This is a genomic window from Enterovirga aerilata (assembly GCF_013044135.1).
GTDB classification, from domain to species: Bacteria; Pseudomonadota; Alphaproteobacteria; order Rhizobiales; family Beijerinckiaceae; genus Enterovirga; species Enterovirga aerilata.
In genome coordinates this window covers 233,944-247,202 of sequence record NZ_JABEPP010000003.1, presented here as the reverse complement: position 1 = coordinate 247,202, position 13,259 = coordinate 233,944, and the positions used below count along the sequence as shown (strand labels likewise).

The window sequence follows — 13,259 nt, the reverse complement described above, 5'->3', positions numbered from 1 at the left end:
AACTGTGTCGGAGCCACCACTTCGCCGCAATCTGCAGGAGCGGCGCCGTGCTCTGATCCTACCCTTCGAGGCCGCGAATCCGGCTTTCAGTTGCGCGGCGGCCACAATCGACGGTGGCGGAAGAGCCCTTCGGGCCAGCTCCTCTCTTGCGGCCGGGCGTGCGATCGCTAGAGATCGCGCGCCCAAGGGAGGAATTCGGACATGAAGCTCGTGCGTTTTGGAGAGCCGGGCCGGGAGAAGCCCGGGATCGTGGCCTCCGACGGAACGGTCCGCGACCTCTCGGGCCTGATCCCGGACATCGATGCGGACGCGCTCTCTTCGGGTTTCGCCAAGCTGCGCGGGCTCGATCCGGCGAGCCTGCCCGAGGCGCCTGCCGGCGCCCGCCTCGGCTGCCCGGTCGCCCGGGTCGGCCACTTCATCGCCGTCGGGCTCAACTACGCCGACCATGCGGCGGAGGCGGGCCAGCCCATTCCGGCCGAGCCCATCCTGTTCTCGAAGGCGCCGTCCTGCATCGTCGGCCCGAACGACGACGTGATCATCCCGAAGGGGTCTAGCAAGACCGACTGGGAGATCGAGATCGCCATCGTGATCGGCCGGCGCGCCTCCTATGTGGCCGCAAACGAGGCGCTGGACCACGTGGCCGGCTACACGATCTGCAACGACGTCTCCGAGCGCGAATTCCAGCTCGAGCGCGCCGGGCAATGGATGAAGGGCAAGGGCTGCCCGACCTTCGGACCGCTCGGCCCGTGGCTCGTCACGCCCGACGAGATTCCGGACGTGCAGAACCTCGCCATGTGGCTCGACGTGAACGGCGAGCGCATGCAGACGGGCAACACCAACACGATGATCTTCGATTGCGCGAAGATCGTCTCCTACTGCTCGCACTTCATGACGCTCGAGCCGGGCGACGTCATCACCACGGGCACGCCGCCCGGGGTCGGGCTCGGGATGAAGCCGCCGCGCTATCTGAAGCCCGGCGACGTGATGACTCTCGGGATCGAGCGCCTCGGCGAGCAGCGCCAGCAGGTGAAGGCCTTCGCCGGCTGATGACGGAGCCACTTTTCCGGGACGATGCGTATCTGCGCGACTGCGCGGCGAGCGTGGTCGCGATCACGCCTGAGGGCGGGATCGTGCTCGACCGGACCGTCCTCTACGGCCAGGGAGGCGGGCAGCCCGGCGATGCCGGGCGGATCGTCCGATCCGACGGATCGGCGCTGGAAATCGCCAATACGGTCTACGGCCCCGACCGGGCGGCGATCGTGCATCTGCCCGCGCCCGGGGTCGCCCTTCCCTCTCCCGGCGACCGCGTCAGGGTGGAGCTCGACTGGGAGAAGCGCTGGCCGCGCATGCGGGTGCATACGGCGCTCCACCTTCTGAGCGTCGTCCTGCCCTACCCGGTCACGGGCGGCGCGATCGGCGAGGGCGAGGGCCGGCTCGATTTCGACATCCAGGAGGCGGGGCTCGACAAGGCGGAGCTCACGGAAAAGCTCCAGGCGCTGGTGGATCAGGACGCGCCGGTCTCCTTCCGCTGGATCACGGACGAGGAGCTCGACGCCAATCCGGGCCTCGTCAAGACGATGTCGGTCAAGCCGCCGCGCGGTTCCGGCCGGGTGCGGCTCGTGGAGATCGAGGGCATCGATCTCCAGCCCTGCGGCGGGACGCATGTGCGGCGCACGGGCGAGATCGGCCGTGTGACGGTTACGGATATCGAGAAGAAGGGCAAGCAGAACCGCCGCGTGCGGATCAGGCTCGCCTGACGGCTTCGTCGCGATCTCGACGAACCTGGCGGCGGCACCTACATTCCATGCCATGGCTGTAATGCTCGGCAACCTCTACGGTGCGCTCAGGGACGCTGGCGTGCCTGACGACAAGGCACAGAAGGCCGCCGAAGAAGTCGCAACCTGCAAGGATGAGATTGCGACCATCAAGGGCGACATCCAGCTCCTGAAGTGGATGCTCGGGTTCGTGCTCGCATCCGTTATCGGCGGGTTCGGGATCGTTATCCGCCTGCTTGTTGGCTGACGTTCATCCCGCAAATCAGCTGACCGCTCGCTGTAGGAAGGCCAGCATGCCCAAGATCGACGTCGTCTCCCCCGAATGGCTGTCGCAGCGCCTCGGCGATCCGAACGTGATCGTGCTCGACGGCTCCTACTACCTGCCGACGCAGAACCGCGATGCCGATGCCGAATACCTCAACGCCCATATCCCGGGCGCCATCCGGTTCGATATCGATGTCGTGAAGGACAGGCGCTCCCCGCTGCCGCACATGCTGCCGGACGCCGACGAATTCGCCGCGGCCGTCGGCGCGATGGGCATTTCCGACGAGCACACCATCGTCGCCTATGACGGGCTCGGGCTCTTCGCGGCCCCGCGCGTCGCCTGGACGTTCCGCACCTTCGGAGCGCCGCGGGTCGCGGTGCTCGACGGAGGGCTCCCGGCCTGGCGCGCGGCCGGTCTTCCGCTGGAAAGCGGCGAGCCCGAGCCGCGCGATCCGGTCGAGTTCGCGGCGCGGTTCGACGAGGCGGCGGTCGCGAGCCGGGAGGATGTCGCGCGCGCGCTCGCCGACGGCTCCGCCCAGGTCCTCGATGCGCGCTCGGCCGCCCGCTTCACCGGGGAGGAGCCTGAACCCCGGCCAGGCATGCGGTCGGGCCACATGCCGGGTGCGCGCAACCTGCATTATGCGGGCGTGTTGCAGGACGGACGGCTCGCGGACCCGGCCACGATCGAAGCCGCCCTCGCGGCGGCCGGCATCGACCCCGACAAGCCGATCCTCACGAGTTGCGGCTCGGGCGTGACCGCCGCGATCCTGGTCCTGGCGATCGAGCGGACGGGCCGTCCCGCACCTGCGCTCTATGACGGGTCCTGGGCCGAGTGGGGCTCGCGCGACGACACGCCGGTGGTGACCGGGCCCGCATAGGAGCGGCGCGCCAGGAAGTCCGAGGCCGCAGCAGATCGCCGGAGGAGGGCCGGGGAACGGCAAGCGCTGGGTTCGGCACCCCCGGCCGGAGCCGCTCAGCTGCTCTTCGGCCAGAACGGCTTTGCGGTGGCGAGCTCGGTCGGGAAGACCGTGTAGGGCACGCCGTTCTGCCACTGCACCACGGTGAGGCCCGCGCCGACGCGGCGACCCATCGCGTCGAACTTGGTCAGGCCGCCCGGATAGTACTTGGAGGGGCCAAGATCGAGGTTTCGCAGCGCGTCCGCGACCGCGACCCGGTCCGCCTTGCCGGCCTTCTCCAGCGCCTCCTTGATGATCCACATGTCGCCGTAGGTCGAGATCGCGTTCTGGTCCATCCAGGGTTCGTTGTAGCGGCTCTTCAGCTCGGCGATCAGCTTCTCCTGGCCCTTCACGCCCCAGTTGCCGACGCAGGTGAGCACGCCCTGCAGGAGGTCGGCCGAGACCGTGTTCAGGATGTCCGGCATGGCGATGGCGATGCCGAAGGAGATCGTCGGCACCTTGCCCTGCCCCATGCCGAACTCGTTCATCTTCTCGAGGACGAGCTTGGCGTCCGAGATGACGGTAGGAAGGAAGAAGAAGAGGTCGGGCCGCGCCGCCCTGACCTTCTGGATGAGCGGGGTCGCATCCGCGATCGGCGGCGTGAAGGTCTCGTCGACGACGAGCTTCAGGCCGAGCCGCTGCAGCAGCCCCTCGCGCATCGGCTTCACGGAAGCGACCGAGGCCCCTGTGTTGTCGGTGACGATCGCGACCGTCTGGGGCTTCCGGCCGGAGGCGGTCTCGGCGAGCTTCAGGATCTCGGGAAGCGCCTGCTCGGCCTGGGACGCGGCCGTCGCCGAGGTCTGGAAGACGTATTTGAAGCCGCGCGCCGTGATCAGGTCCGAATAGGAGAGCGTCAGCACAGGAAGCTGCGCGCGCTCGGTCACCTCGGTCACGGCGAGCGTGAAGGAGGAAAGATAGGAGCCGCTCGCCGCGACGATGTCCGGCTCCTGCGCGACCATGCGCTGCGCGGCGTTCTTGGCCTTCTCGGTCGTGTCGCCGCAATCGAGCACCACGAGCTTCAGCTTGGCGCCGCCGAGCGATCTGACGCCGCCCTCCGCATTGATGTGGTCGAGCGCCATCTCGGCTCCCATCCGCATCACGGTGCCGAAACGGGAATACATGCCGGAGATCGGCACGAGGAGGGCCACCTTCACCTCGGTTGGGTTCTGCGCCCGCACGATGCCGGGCAGGGCCATGGAAGCGGCCGCCGTGCCCAGAAGGGTGCGGCGGGTCAGGTCGTAACGACTGGTCATGGTGTTCCTCCCTGGTTGTTTCTTTCTCTCCGTCATTCCGGGGCCCGCGAAGCGGAACCCGGAACCTACGACGGGGCTCCTGAGCTCGTTCGCGGGTTCCGGATCTCCGCTCGGTTCGTCCGGAACGACGGCCTCAAGTCAGCGCTTCGGCCAGAACGGCTCGGCGACCGCAATCTCCTTCGGGAAGACCGTCACGGGCACGCCGTTCTGCCACTGGACGATGGTGACGCCCGCCCCGACGCGGCGGCCCTTCTCGTCGAACTTGAGCTGCCCGCCCGGATAGTACTTGGCCGGCCCGCCATCCATCGTGCGGAGCGCCTGGGCCACGGCCTCCTTGTCGGGCTTGCCCGCCTGCTCGAGCGCCGCCGCCATGAGCCAGATGTCGCCGTAGGTTGAGATGACGTTCTGGGTCGCCCAGGGCTCGTTGTAGCGCCTCTTCACCTCGGCGATGAGCCGCTCGTGACCCTTGAAGCCCCAGTTCGCCACGACCGTCATCACGCCTTGGAGCACCTGCGGCGAGACGCTCTGGAGCACGTCCGGCTCGGCGATGGTGATCGAGAAGGAGATGGTCGGGATGCGGCCCTGGCCGAGACCGAACTCGTTCATCTTCTCGACCAGGAGCTTGGCGTCCGAGACGGCGTTCGGCATCGCAAAGAGGAGGTCCGGCCGCGCCGCCCGCACCTTCTGGATGAGCGGCGTCGCGTCCGCGAGCGGCGGCGTCCAGACCTCATCCACCACGAGTTCGAGCCCGAGCTGCTTGAACAGCTTCTCCTTGAGGGCCTTCGCGGTCGCGACCGAGGTCGCAGTGTTATCCATCACGATGGCAACCGTCTTCGGCCGCTTGCCCGAGGCGGTCTCGGCGAGCTTCATCAGCTCCGGCAGGCCCTGCTCGGATTGAGAGCTCGCGGTCGCAGCCGTCTGGAAGATGTACTTGAAGCCTCGGTCGGTCAGGAGGTCCGAATAGGACAGCGTCAGGACGGGAAGCTGCGCGCGCTCGGTCACCTCGGTGACCGCGAGCGTGAAGGAGGAGAGATAGGCGCCGGTCGCCGCGACGAGATCGGTCTCCTGCGCCACCATGCGCTGGGCGGCGTTCTTGGCCTTCTCGACCGTATCGCCGCAATCGATGAGGACGAGCTTCAGCTTCGCCCCGCCGAGCGCCTTGATGCCGCCCGCCGCGTTCACGTCGTCGATGCCGATCTCGGCGCCCATCCGCATGACCGAGGCCGGGCGCGCATAAAGGCCGGAGAGCGGGACGATGAGCCCGACCTTGACCTCGGTGGGGCTCTGCGCGCGCACGATGGAGGGGGCTGCCAGGGCAATGGCCGTCGAGCCGATGAGCGTTCGCCGTGTCAGGTCTGCCATTGATCGTTCCTCCCGATTTGGTCTGTCGGCTACATCCCGAGATAGGCCTGCCGGACGCGGTCGTCGGCGCGCAGCGCCGAGTTCGGCCCCTCAAGCACAACGCGGCCGGCCTCCAGCACGTAGCCCCGGTCGGCGGATTCGAGCGCCTCCGCGACGCGCTGCTCCACGAGCAGGATGGTGAGCCGCGAGTGCTTCCGGATCTCGAGGAGCTTCTCGAAGATGAGGTCGGCGATGGCGGGCGACAGCCCCATGGAGGGCTCGTCCAGCATGAGCAGCCGCGGCGAGGAGGCGAGGCCGCGGCCGATCGCCAGCATCTGCTGCTCGCCGCCCGACAGCGTCCCGGCGAGCTGGTTGCGGCGCTCCGCCAGGACCGGGAACCAGCCGAGGATGGCCTCGAGGTTCTCCTTCCAGGCCCGGCGTCCCGCCTCCGTATAGGCGCCCATCTCCAAGTTCTCGAAGACGGTGAGCGAGGCGAAGACCTGGCGGCCCTCAGGCACATGCGCGATGCCGAGATGCGGGCGCCTGTCCGGCCGGACGGCCGCGAGGTCCTGCCCGTCGAAGGTGATCCGGCCCGCGAAGGGCCGGAGCGTGCCGGATATCGTGCGGAAGATCGTGGTCTTCCCGGCGCCATTGGGGCCGACGATGGCGACGAACTGGCCCTCGTCCACCCGGATCGAGACGCCGTTCAGGACGGGGATCGCGGTGTAGCCCGCGTGGACGCCCTCAAGCGTCAACATGGGCGCTCCACTTCTTGCCGAGATAGGCCTCGATCACGCGGCGGTCCTTGGTGACGGTCTTCGGCACCCCCTCGACGAGCACCATCCCGTGGTCGAGCACGACGAAGCGGTCCACGAGCTGCACCATCGCGCCCATCGTGTGCTCGATGATCACGATGGTGATGCCGCTCCGGGCGAGCTTGCGGATGACCGCGAGGACGTCGCCGACCTCGGAATGGCCGAGCCCCGCGAGCGTCTCGTCGAGCAGGAGGAGACGCGGGCGGCCCGCGAGCGCCCGGGCGAGTTCCATGAGGCGGAGCTGCTTGGTCGTGAGCTCGCCGCCGAGCCGGTCCGCGACATCGGTCAGGCCCACGGTCGCGATCGCCTCGTCCGCGCGGCGGCGCGCCTCCTCGTCCGTCTCGGCATGCACGTAGGCGCCGACGACCACATTGTCGGCGACCGACATGCGCAGGAACGGCCGCATGACCTGGAAGGTGCGGCCGACGCCCGCCCGGCAGAGCTCATGCGGCTTCCTTCCGACCATCTCGGTTCCGTCGAGCAGGACGCGCCCGGCATCCGGCCGCAGGAAGCCGTTCAGCAGGTTGAACAAAGTGGTCTTGCCGGCGCCGTTCGGGCCGATGATGCCGAGTATCTCCCCGCGCAGCACGTCGAAGCTGACGTTCTGCACCGCCTTCAGGCCGCCGAAAGACTTCGAGACGCCCTGGACGGACAGGATGACGTCGTCGCCCCTACGCAGCTCCCCTCCCCCTTGCGGGGAGGGGCTGGGGGTGGGGCCGGATGGGACGCCGGCAGTGCCGCTTGCACCATCTCCGCCCCGGATCTCCGCTTCGCTCAGGCTCGGCCCTCCCCGCAAGGGGGAGGGCATGCCGGCGCCGGACTTGGCAAGCGAGCGCTTCCGCAGGAGGTCGCGGACGCGCCAGTAGATCCCCTCAGGCGCGAGCAGGATCACGGCGATGATGGCGAGGCCGAAGACGACGCCCTGGATGCCCGGGATCCTGGCGCCGAGCTCGGCGTGGAGGATCTCGCTGATCGGGATGAGGATCACGGACCCGAGCACCGGGCCCCAGACCGTGCCGACGCCGCCGAACATGGCCACCGTCAGGGCCTGAGCCGATACGAGCATCCCGAACACGGAGGGCGGCGTCACAACGAGCAGGACGACCGTGTAGAAGCCGCCCGCCATCGCGGCGATCGCGGCCGAGACCGTGATGGCCCGCAGCTTCCACCGGAGCGTGTCGATCCCGGCCGCCTCGGCCGCCGCCTCGTTCTGCTTGATGGCGAGAAGCGCCATCCCGAAGCGCGAGCGCTCGATGAAGCGCGTCGCGATCACGGTCGCGACCAGCATGACCAGCGCGATCAGCGTGTTGATGCGCGGATCCTCGAACTGCATGTAGGTGAAGGGCGCATCGCGCCGCATCGGCAGCGTCAGCTCCTGGTAGCCGAGCCACTCGAAGACGTAGAGAAGCGCAAGCGGGTAGGCGAGCATCGCGAGCGCGAAGTAATGGCCGCGCAGCCGGAAGGTCGGGAAGCCGACGATGAGGCCCGCGAGCGCGCCGAGCGCCACCGCGATCGGAATCGTGATCCAGGGCGAGAGGTTGAAATAAACTTGGCCCAGCACCGTCGTATAGGCGCCGATGCCGAAGAAGGCGGCATGGCCGAAGGAGATCAGGCCCGTATAGCCGCTGAGCACGTTCCAGGAGAGGCCGAACACCGCCCAGACGAGGACCAGCGTCAGCATGAGCTGGTAATACGAGTTGGTGATCACCATCGCGACCGCCGCATAGGCGAGCGCGAAGAGCGCGAGCGGGCCGAGGGAGCGGACGGCGTTCATCGCTCAGGTCCGTTCCGCCACGCGGCCGAAGAACCCCTGCGGCCTGAAGAAGACGATGAGGAGGAAGACGACGAAGATCGCCGTGTTCTGGAGCTGCGTCGGCAGGATCAGGGTGGAGAGCTGCTGCACGAGCCCGATGGTCATGCCGCCCCAGAAGGCGCCGCCGATGGAGCCCATGCCGCCCAGTACGACCCCGGCATACATCACGATCACGTAGTCGATGCCGACGAACGGGTGGAACGGCAGGTTGGTCGCGAGGAGCCCTCCCGCGATGGCGGTCACGGCCACGCCGAGCCCGAATGCGACGCGGTGCGCACGGGCGACGTCGATCCCCATGAAGGTGGCGGCGTCCGGGTTGTCGGCGGATGCCCGCAGCGCCTTGCCGAGGCGCGAGCGGCCGATCAGCACCGTGAGGGCCACGATCGTGGCGACCGAGATCAGCGCGGCCACGCCCCGGGCCTTGTTGACGAAGAGCATGACGTCCCCATCGAGCAGCGGGATCGTCCAGGCGCTGGCGGAGAGCGGGGTGCGGATCGAGATGAGCTGCGACCCGAATGCGATCAGCGCCCCGTTCTGGATCACGAGCGCGATCCCGAGCGTCAGGATGAGCTGGGCGTAGTGCCCTTCGCCTTCCAGCCGCGCCGAGCGCGTGCCGGAGACCTGCGAGATCAGGAAACCGTGGATGGCGTAGCCGACCACGAAGAGGAACGGCCCGGTGAGCAGGATGCCGATATAGGGCGTGATGCCGCCGGTCAGCCCGAGCTGGGTGGCGAGCCCGAGCACGAGATAGAAGGCGGCATACATCCCGAGCATCATGAAGTCGCCCTGGGCGAAGTTGATGACCCGCATGATGCCGAAGATCAGCGCCAGCCCGACGCACATCAGGCCGTAGATCGCGCCGACCAGGAGCCCGGCCACCAGCGCCTGGAGCATGTTCTCGATGAGCTGCGCGCTCATTGATCCTCCCCCTGCAGGGGGAGGTGGCAGGCCCGCAGGGCCTGACGGAGGGGGACGTACCCGCCAACCGGTCCCCACCCCGGTTCGCGGCTGCGCCGCGACTCGGCCCTCCCCGGCTGGGGAGGGATCAGCGCGCGAAGCATCGAGCCGCTCACGGATTGGCCGGCTTTATCTCGACGCCGGCCCATTCCTCGACGACCTTGGCGATCGAGGTGAAGTCGGATCTCGGCCCGAATTTCGCCTGCGTGACGGCAAGCATCTGCCGCACGGCCGCTCCGACCACCATCGGAACGCCCATGGCCTCCGCCTCGTCCACGCAGAGGCGCACGTCCTTGTAGGAGAGCCCCGTCTCGAAGCCGAAATCGAAGGTGCGCGTCAGGACCGCCTTGGGGAACTTGTCCTGACTCGCGCTGTTGCGGCCGCTCGAGACGTTGATGATGTCGATCATCACCTTGGCGTCGACGCCCGACTTCACGGCCATTGCCATCCCCTCCGAGGTGATGACGAGCGCAGCAGCGGCGAGCAGGTTGTTGGCGAGTTTCGCCGATTGCGCGAGGCCGGGCTTCTCGCCCGTGAAAAACAGTTTGCCGAAGGTCTTCAGGATGGGCTCGACGCGCTCGTATACGGGCTTCCTGCCCGAGACGATCACGGCAAGCGTGCCGTTGGTCGCGCCCGCGATGCCGCCGCTTACCGGGCAATCGACCCAGTCGATGCCTTTTTTCGCCAGCTCGCCTGCCACCTGCGCAGCCGTGCTGGGGCCTGTGGTCGAGAGGTCGACGACCACCTTCGCGCGCGAGCCATGGATCAGCCCGCCCTCCCCAAGGACCACGCTCTTCACGATGTCCGGCGTCGGCAGGCTCACGAGGACGATGTCCGCGCGGGAGGCTACGTCCTGGGGCGATGAGCCGAGCTGCGCCCCGCGGTCGACGAGCGGCGTCGTGGCGGAATTCTGCGCGTCGAAGACGACGAGCTTGTGCCCGGCCTCGATCAGCCGGCCCGCCATCGGCCCGCCCATGCGGCCGACCCCGACGAAGCCGATCACCTCACCCGCCATTTCCGTCCTCCCGATCGGGGCCTTCAGGACCTCTTGGGCGAGGCGCCCGTCTTTCACTCACTATATTCCTGCCTGACGGTCTGACAATCCCGTCATGCGATGGACCAAGCTCCGTCCACCGGCAGCGCCGCCCCGGTGATGTCGCGTCCCCCCTCGCCGCACAGGAAGGCGATCAGCGCCGCGACGCCCTCGGTCGCGACGAAGCGGCGCGTCGGCTGGCGCGTTGCGAGATATTCCTTCGTCGCAGCCGCCTCCGTGATGCCGGCCGACGCCGCGATGCCGCAGATGCGCTCCGTGATGGCCTCGGTCGGGACCGTGCCCGGGCAGATGGCGTTGCAGGTGATGCCGCTCTCCGCCGTTTCCAGGGCGACAGCGCGCGTCAGCCCGATCAGTGCCGTCTTCGTGGTGACGTAGTCGGCGCGGTTCGTCGCGCCGATGAGGCCGTAGATCGAAGACACGTTCACGATGCGCCCGAAGCCGCGCTTGCGCATGCCCGGCAGCGTCAGCCGGATCGTGTGGAAGGCCGCCGACAGATTCACGGCGATCGACTGATCCCAGCCCGCGATCGGCATCAGTTCCACCGGCGCGAATTGCCGGACGACGGCGTTGTTGACGACGATGTCGAGCTCGCCGAATTCCGCCTTCGCGGTCCAGACCAGCGCCTCGATCGCCTCGGGCCTGGCGAGGTCGGCGCCATGGAAGACCGCCTCGACGCCGTGCCGGCGCGCGATGTCGCGGCCGAGAGCCCCGCCCTCCTCGGGGGAAATCAGGCCGTTCAGGACGATGCTGCAGCCTTCGCGCGCGAGACTGTCGGCTATGGCGAGACCGAGCCCTCCGGTCGAGCCCGTAACGAGAGCCTTCCGCCCGGCGAGAGACCGCGTCCCGTCCGACATCCTCGCGCTGTTCCCCGCCCAGTTCCGGCCCTGCAGACCGGCTGATATTGTCAGGTTGACAGACAGGATGTCCCGCTGTCAAACCATCAAGGCAATGCGCAAGGTGAGCTAGCATGGCCGAACGCCCAGAGTTTCAGAGCGACCTCTTCAAGAAGGGCAAGAAGATCCGCGGCGAGGTCGCCGGCGCCGATCATCTCGAGCGCATGCTCGCCAAGGCGGACGACTTCTCCGCCCCCATCCAGCAGCTCGTGACGGAGTATTGCTGGGGCCATGTCTGGGGCCGGGAAGGCCTCGACCGGAAGACCCGCTCCATGCTGAACCTCGCGATGCTCTCCGCCCTCGGGCGGGGCCACGAGTTCAAGCTTCACTGCCGCGGCGCGCTGCGGAACGGCGTCTCGCGGGACGAGATCCGCGAGATCATCATGCAGATCGGCATCTATTGCGGCGTCCCCGCCATGATGGAGAGCACTCGGCTCGCGCAGGAGGTCTTCGCGGACGTCGACGCGGGCAAGTAAGGGCTGCGTCTTTCGGCCGGCGGAGGGCGTGAAGCGGCTTGGAACCGCCCTCCGTACCGGGGCAGTCGCGGCAACGGGAGGGAGCGGCCTGTGGACAGACTGGCGCGCCCCATGCACATGCCGGGAGCCACGCTCCAGAGTGGAACCCGGCAGGATCATTCCCGTTCGGCAGACGCAGCCCTGAGCCCCCCCATGAAGACATTCGACAACTCGATGCGGGTGGCGCCGGTCGCCGCCCCGGTCCGCAGCCAGGTGGTGGAGACGCTCCGCACCGCGATCACCAGCGGGCGCTTCGCGCCCGGCCAAAGGCTCGTCGAAAAGGATCTCTGCGACCTGCTGGGCGTCAGCCGGCCCTCCGTCCGCGAGGCGCTGCGGGAGCTCGAGAGCGAGGGGCTGATCAACACGATCCCGAATCGCGGGCCCCTGGTGACCACGCTGACCGCGCAGGATGCGGCGAGCATCTACGAGGTGCGCGGCGTGCTCGAGGCGCTCGCCGCCAAGCTCTTCGCCGAAAAGGCCTCGGACGAGCAGGTGCAGGAGCTCGCCGGCAGCGTCGACCGGCTCGAAGAAGCCTATGCCAGCCAGGACGTCGAGCGGATACTTGTCGCCAAGAAGGCCTTCTACGACGTGCTGCTCGCAGGCTCGCAGAACGTCATCATCCCGTCCATGCTGCGGACGATGAACGCCCGCATCACGCAGCTGCGGCGCGTCTCCCTGTCCAGCCCGAAGCGGCTGCCCGGCAGCATGAGGGAGATCCGCGCCGTCCTGAAGGCGATCGCGGCGCGCGACCCCGAGGCGGCGTTCCAGGCCTCCATGCGCCATATCGCGGAGGCCTCCAAGGTCGCGATCGCCAAGCTCAAGGACTGAGCTTAGGTCAGAACCGGTTCACGGGGAGCACCATGATCTCCGCGATCTGCACATGCGGGGGCTGGTCGAGCGCGAACATGATCGTGCGCGCGACGTCCTCTGGGTCCAGCGCCATTCCGAACTGGTCGAAATAGGCCTGCTCCTTCTCGCGGTCGCCGCGATAGCGCGTGCGGATGATGCCCGTGCGGGTCAGGCCCGGCAGGATCTCCGTCACCCGGATGGCCGTCTCGGCGAGCTCTCCTCGGATCGTCTCCGTGAACATCCGGACGCCCGCCTTGCTGGTGCTATAGGCCGCCATGTCGGGGATGATCCGGACGGCGTTGATCGAGCTGATATTGACCACGTGGCCGTGGTTGCGTGCGACCATCGCGGGCAGGACCGCGCGAGTTATCCGCATCGTGCCGATCAGGTTCGTGGCGACGATGTTCGTCCAGTCGTCCGCGGAGCCGAGATCGAATCTGGTGCGCCCGCCGATGTCGTGACCGGCATTGTTGATCAGCACGTCGATCGGCCGGAACGCCTCCGGGATGCTGTCCGAAAGCCCGTCGACCTCCGGATGGTCCGTGATGTCGAGGCGGATGGGACAGGCGGCCTCCCCGAGCTCGGCCGCGAAGGCTTCGAGCGCAGGACCGTCACGATCGGCCAACACGATGCGCCGCCCGCCCGCCACCGCGGCCCTGGCGATGGCCCGGCCCATGCCGCCGGCGGCCCCCGTCAACAGAACGATCTCTCCCATCGGCTCCTCCTGCTTGCCTCCGTCGTGAACTGGCAAGCATATCGTCAGGCAATCTCCAA

Annotated in this window: 14 protein-coding genes; 6 read left to right on the top strand and 8 right to left on the bottom strand. The window is 68.1% G+C overall.

Annotated elements, in window-relative coordinates; genetic code table 11:
- The first annotated feature begins 201 nt into the window (after positions 1-201).
- The 4 genes from HJG44_RS11200 (at position 202) to sseA (ending at position 2,917) form a co-directional block, all read left to right on the top strand.
- On the top strand, positions 202-1,047 hold the full coding sequence (locus HJG44_RS11200; protein ID WP_171218456.1) for a fumarylacetoacetate hydrolase family protein: 846 nt from the start codon (positions 202-204) through the stop codon (positions 1,045-1,047).
- Positions 1,047-1,757: an alanyl-tRNA editing protein gene (locus HJG44_RS11195; RefSeq protein ID WP_171218455.1), complete on the top strand. Its 711-nt coding sequence runs from the start codon at positions 1,047-1,049 to the stop codon at positions 1,755-1,757. Before HJG44_RS11200 ends, HJG44_RS11195 begins: the two co-directional genes overlap by 1 nt.
- Before the next feature lie 61 nt (positions 1,758-1,818).
- Positions 1,819-2,022: an integrase gene (locus tag HJG44_RS11190; protein WP_171218454.1), complete on the top strand. Its 204-nt coding sequence runs from the start codon at positions 1,819-1,821 to the stop codon at positions 2,020-2,022.
- 46 nt (positions 2,023-2,068) lie between these two features.
- Complete coding sequence (gene sseA / locus HJG44_RS11185) at positions 2,069-2,917, top strand: 3-mercaptopyruvate sulfurtransferase (protein ID WP_171218453.1); 849 nt, start codon at positions 2,069-2,071, stop codon at positions 2,915-2,917.
- Positions 2,918-3,012: 95 nt separating this feature from the next.
- On the opposite strand, the gene HJG44_RS11180 is transcribed toward sseA, so the two are convergent.
- From HJG44_RS11180 to HJG44_RS11150, 7 genes are all read right to left on the bottom strand, one after another.
- Positions 3,013-4,248 (bottom strand): ABC transporter substrate-binding protein, encoded by a 1,236-nt coding sequence (locus HJG44_RS11180; RefSeq protein ID WP_171218452.1) that lies wholly within the window; start codon positions 4,246-4,248, stop codon positions 3,013-3,015.
- A gap of 138 nt (positions 4,249-4,386) precedes the next feature.
- Complete coding sequence (locus HJG44_RS11175) at positions 4,387-5,610, bottom strand: ABC transporter substrate-binding protein (protein ID WP_171218451.1); 1,224 nt, start codon at positions 5,608-5,610, stop codon at positions 4,387-4,389.
- Between the two features lie 29 nt (positions 5,611-5,639).
- Positions 5,640-6,347 carry an ABC transporter ATP-binding protein gene (locus HJG44_RS11170; RefSeq protein ID WP_171218450.1) on the bottom strand — a complete coding sequence of 236 codons (708 nt, stop codon included), beginning with the start codon at positions 6,345-6,347 and terminating at the stop codon, positions 5,640-5,642.
- Positions 6,334-8,178 carry a branched-chain amino acid ABC transporter ATP-binding protein/permease gene (locus tag HJG44_RS11165; RefSeq protein ID WP_171218449.1) on the bottom strand — a complete coding sequence of 615 codons (1,845 nt, stop codon included), beginning with the start codon at positions 8,176-8,178 and terminating at the stop codon, positions 6,334-6,336. Before HJG44_RS11165 ends, HJG44_RS11170 begins: the two co-directional genes overlap by 14 nt.
- A gap of 3 nt (positions 8,179-8,181) precedes the next feature.
- Positions 8,182-9,135, bottom strand: coding sequence for a branched-chain amino acid ABC transporter permease (locus tag HJG44_RS11160; RefSeq protein ID WP_210261061.1), 954 nt, complete (start codon positions 9,133-9,135; stop codon positions 8,182-8,184).
- A gap of 151 nt (positions 9,136-9,286) precedes the next feature.
- Positions 9,287-10,189, bottom strand: coding sequence for an NAD(P)-dependent oxidoreductase (locus tag HJG44_RS11155; RefSeq protein ID WP_171218448.1), 903 nt, complete (start codon positions 10,187-10,189; stop codon positions 9,287-9,289).
- 92 nt (positions 10,190-10,281) lie between these two features.
- A complete protein-coding gene (locus tag HJG44_RS11150) occupies positions 10,282-11,082 on the bottom strand; it encodes an SDR family NAD(P)-dependent oxidoreductase (RefSeq protein WP_171218447.1) in 801 nt (266 codons plus the stop codon).
- 113 nt (positions 11,083-11,195) lie between these two features.
- Between HJG44_RS11150 and HJG44_RS11145 the strand changes: the two genes are divergently transcribed.
- Both HJG44_RS11145 and HJG44_RS11140 read left to right on the top strand, forming a co-directional pair.
- On the top strand, positions 11,196-11,597 hold the full coding sequence (locus tag HJG44_RS11145) for a carboxymuconolactone decarboxylase family protein (RefSeq protein WP_171218446.1): 402 nt from the start codon (positions 11,196-11,198) through the stop codon (positions 11,595-11,597).
- Between the two features lie 192 nt (positions 11,598-11,789).
- Positions 11,790-12,464, top strand: coding sequence for a GntR family transcriptional regulator (locus HJG44_RS11140; RefSeq protein ID WP_171218445.1), 675 nt, complete (start codon positions 11,790-11,792; stop codon positions 12,462-12,464).
- 7 nt (positions 12,465-12,471) lie between these two features.
- Here HJG44_RS11140 and HJG44_RS11135 read toward each other — a convergent pair whose 3' ends face one another.
- Positions 12,472-13,200, bottom strand: a complete 729-nt coding sequence (locus HJG44_RS11135; RefSeq protein WP_171218444.1) for an SDR family oxidoreductase — start codon at positions 13,198-13,200, stop codon at positions 12,472-12,474.
- Positions 13,201-13,259 lie beyond the last annotated feature (59 nt).

Coding starts and splice junctions, on each gene's coding strand:
- HJG44_RS11170 (WP_171218450.1), bottom strand. CDS start 6,347: ATGTTGACGCTTGAGGGCGTCCACGCGGGCTACACCGCGATCCCCGTC.
- HJG44_RS11175 (WP_171218451.1), bottom strand. CDS start 5,610: ATGGCAGACCTGACACGGCGAACGCTCATCGGCTCGACGGCCATTGCC.
- HJG44_RS11190 (WP_171218454.1), top strand. CDS start 1,819: ATGCTCGGCAACCTCTACGGTGCGCTCAGGGACGCTGGCGTGCCTGAC.
- HJG44_RS11140 (WP_171218445.1), top strand. CDS start 11,790: ATGAAGACATTCGACAACTCGATGCGGGTGGCGCCGGTCGCCGCCCCG.
- sseA (WP_171218453.1), top strand. CDS start 2,069: ATGCCCAAGATCGACGTCGTCTCCCCCGAATGGCTGTCGCAGCGCCTC.
- HJG44_RS11180 (WP_171218452.1), bottom strand. CDS start 4,248: ATGACCAGTCGTTACGACCTGACCCGCCGCACCCTTCTGGGCACGGCG.
- HJG44_RS11145 (WP_171218446.1), top strand. CDS start 11,196: ATGGCCGAACGCCCAGAGTTTCAGAGCGACCTCTTCAAGAAGGGCAAG.
- HJG44_RS11135 (WP_171218444.1), bottom strand. CDS start 13,200: ATGGGAGAGATCGTTCTGTTGACGGGGGCCGCCGGCGGCATGGGCCGG.
- HJG44_RS11150 (WP_171218447.1), bottom strand. CDS start 11,082: ATGTCGGACGGGACGCGGTCTCTCGCCGGGCGGAAGGCTCTCGTTACG.
- HJG44_RS11195 (WP_171218455.1), top strand. CDS start 1,047: ATGACGGAGCCACTTTTCCGGGACGATGCGTATCTGCGCGACTGCGCG.
- HJG44_RS11165 (WP_171218449.1), bottom strand. CDS start 8,178: ATGAACGCCGTCCGCTCCCTCGGCCCGCTCGCGCTCTTCGCGCTCGCC.
- HJG44_RS11155 (WP_171218448.1), bottom strand. CDS start 10,189: ATGGCGGGTGAGGTGATCGGCTTCGTCGGGGTCGGCCGCATGGGCGGG.
- HJG44_RS11200 (WP_171218456.1), top strand. CDS start 202: ATGAAGCTCGTGCGTTTTGGAGAGCCGGGCCGGGAGAAGCCCGGGATC.
- HJG44_RS11160 (WP_210261061.1), bottom strand. CDS start 9,135: ATGAGCGCGCAGCTCATCGAGAACATGCTCCAGGCGCTGGTGGCCGGG.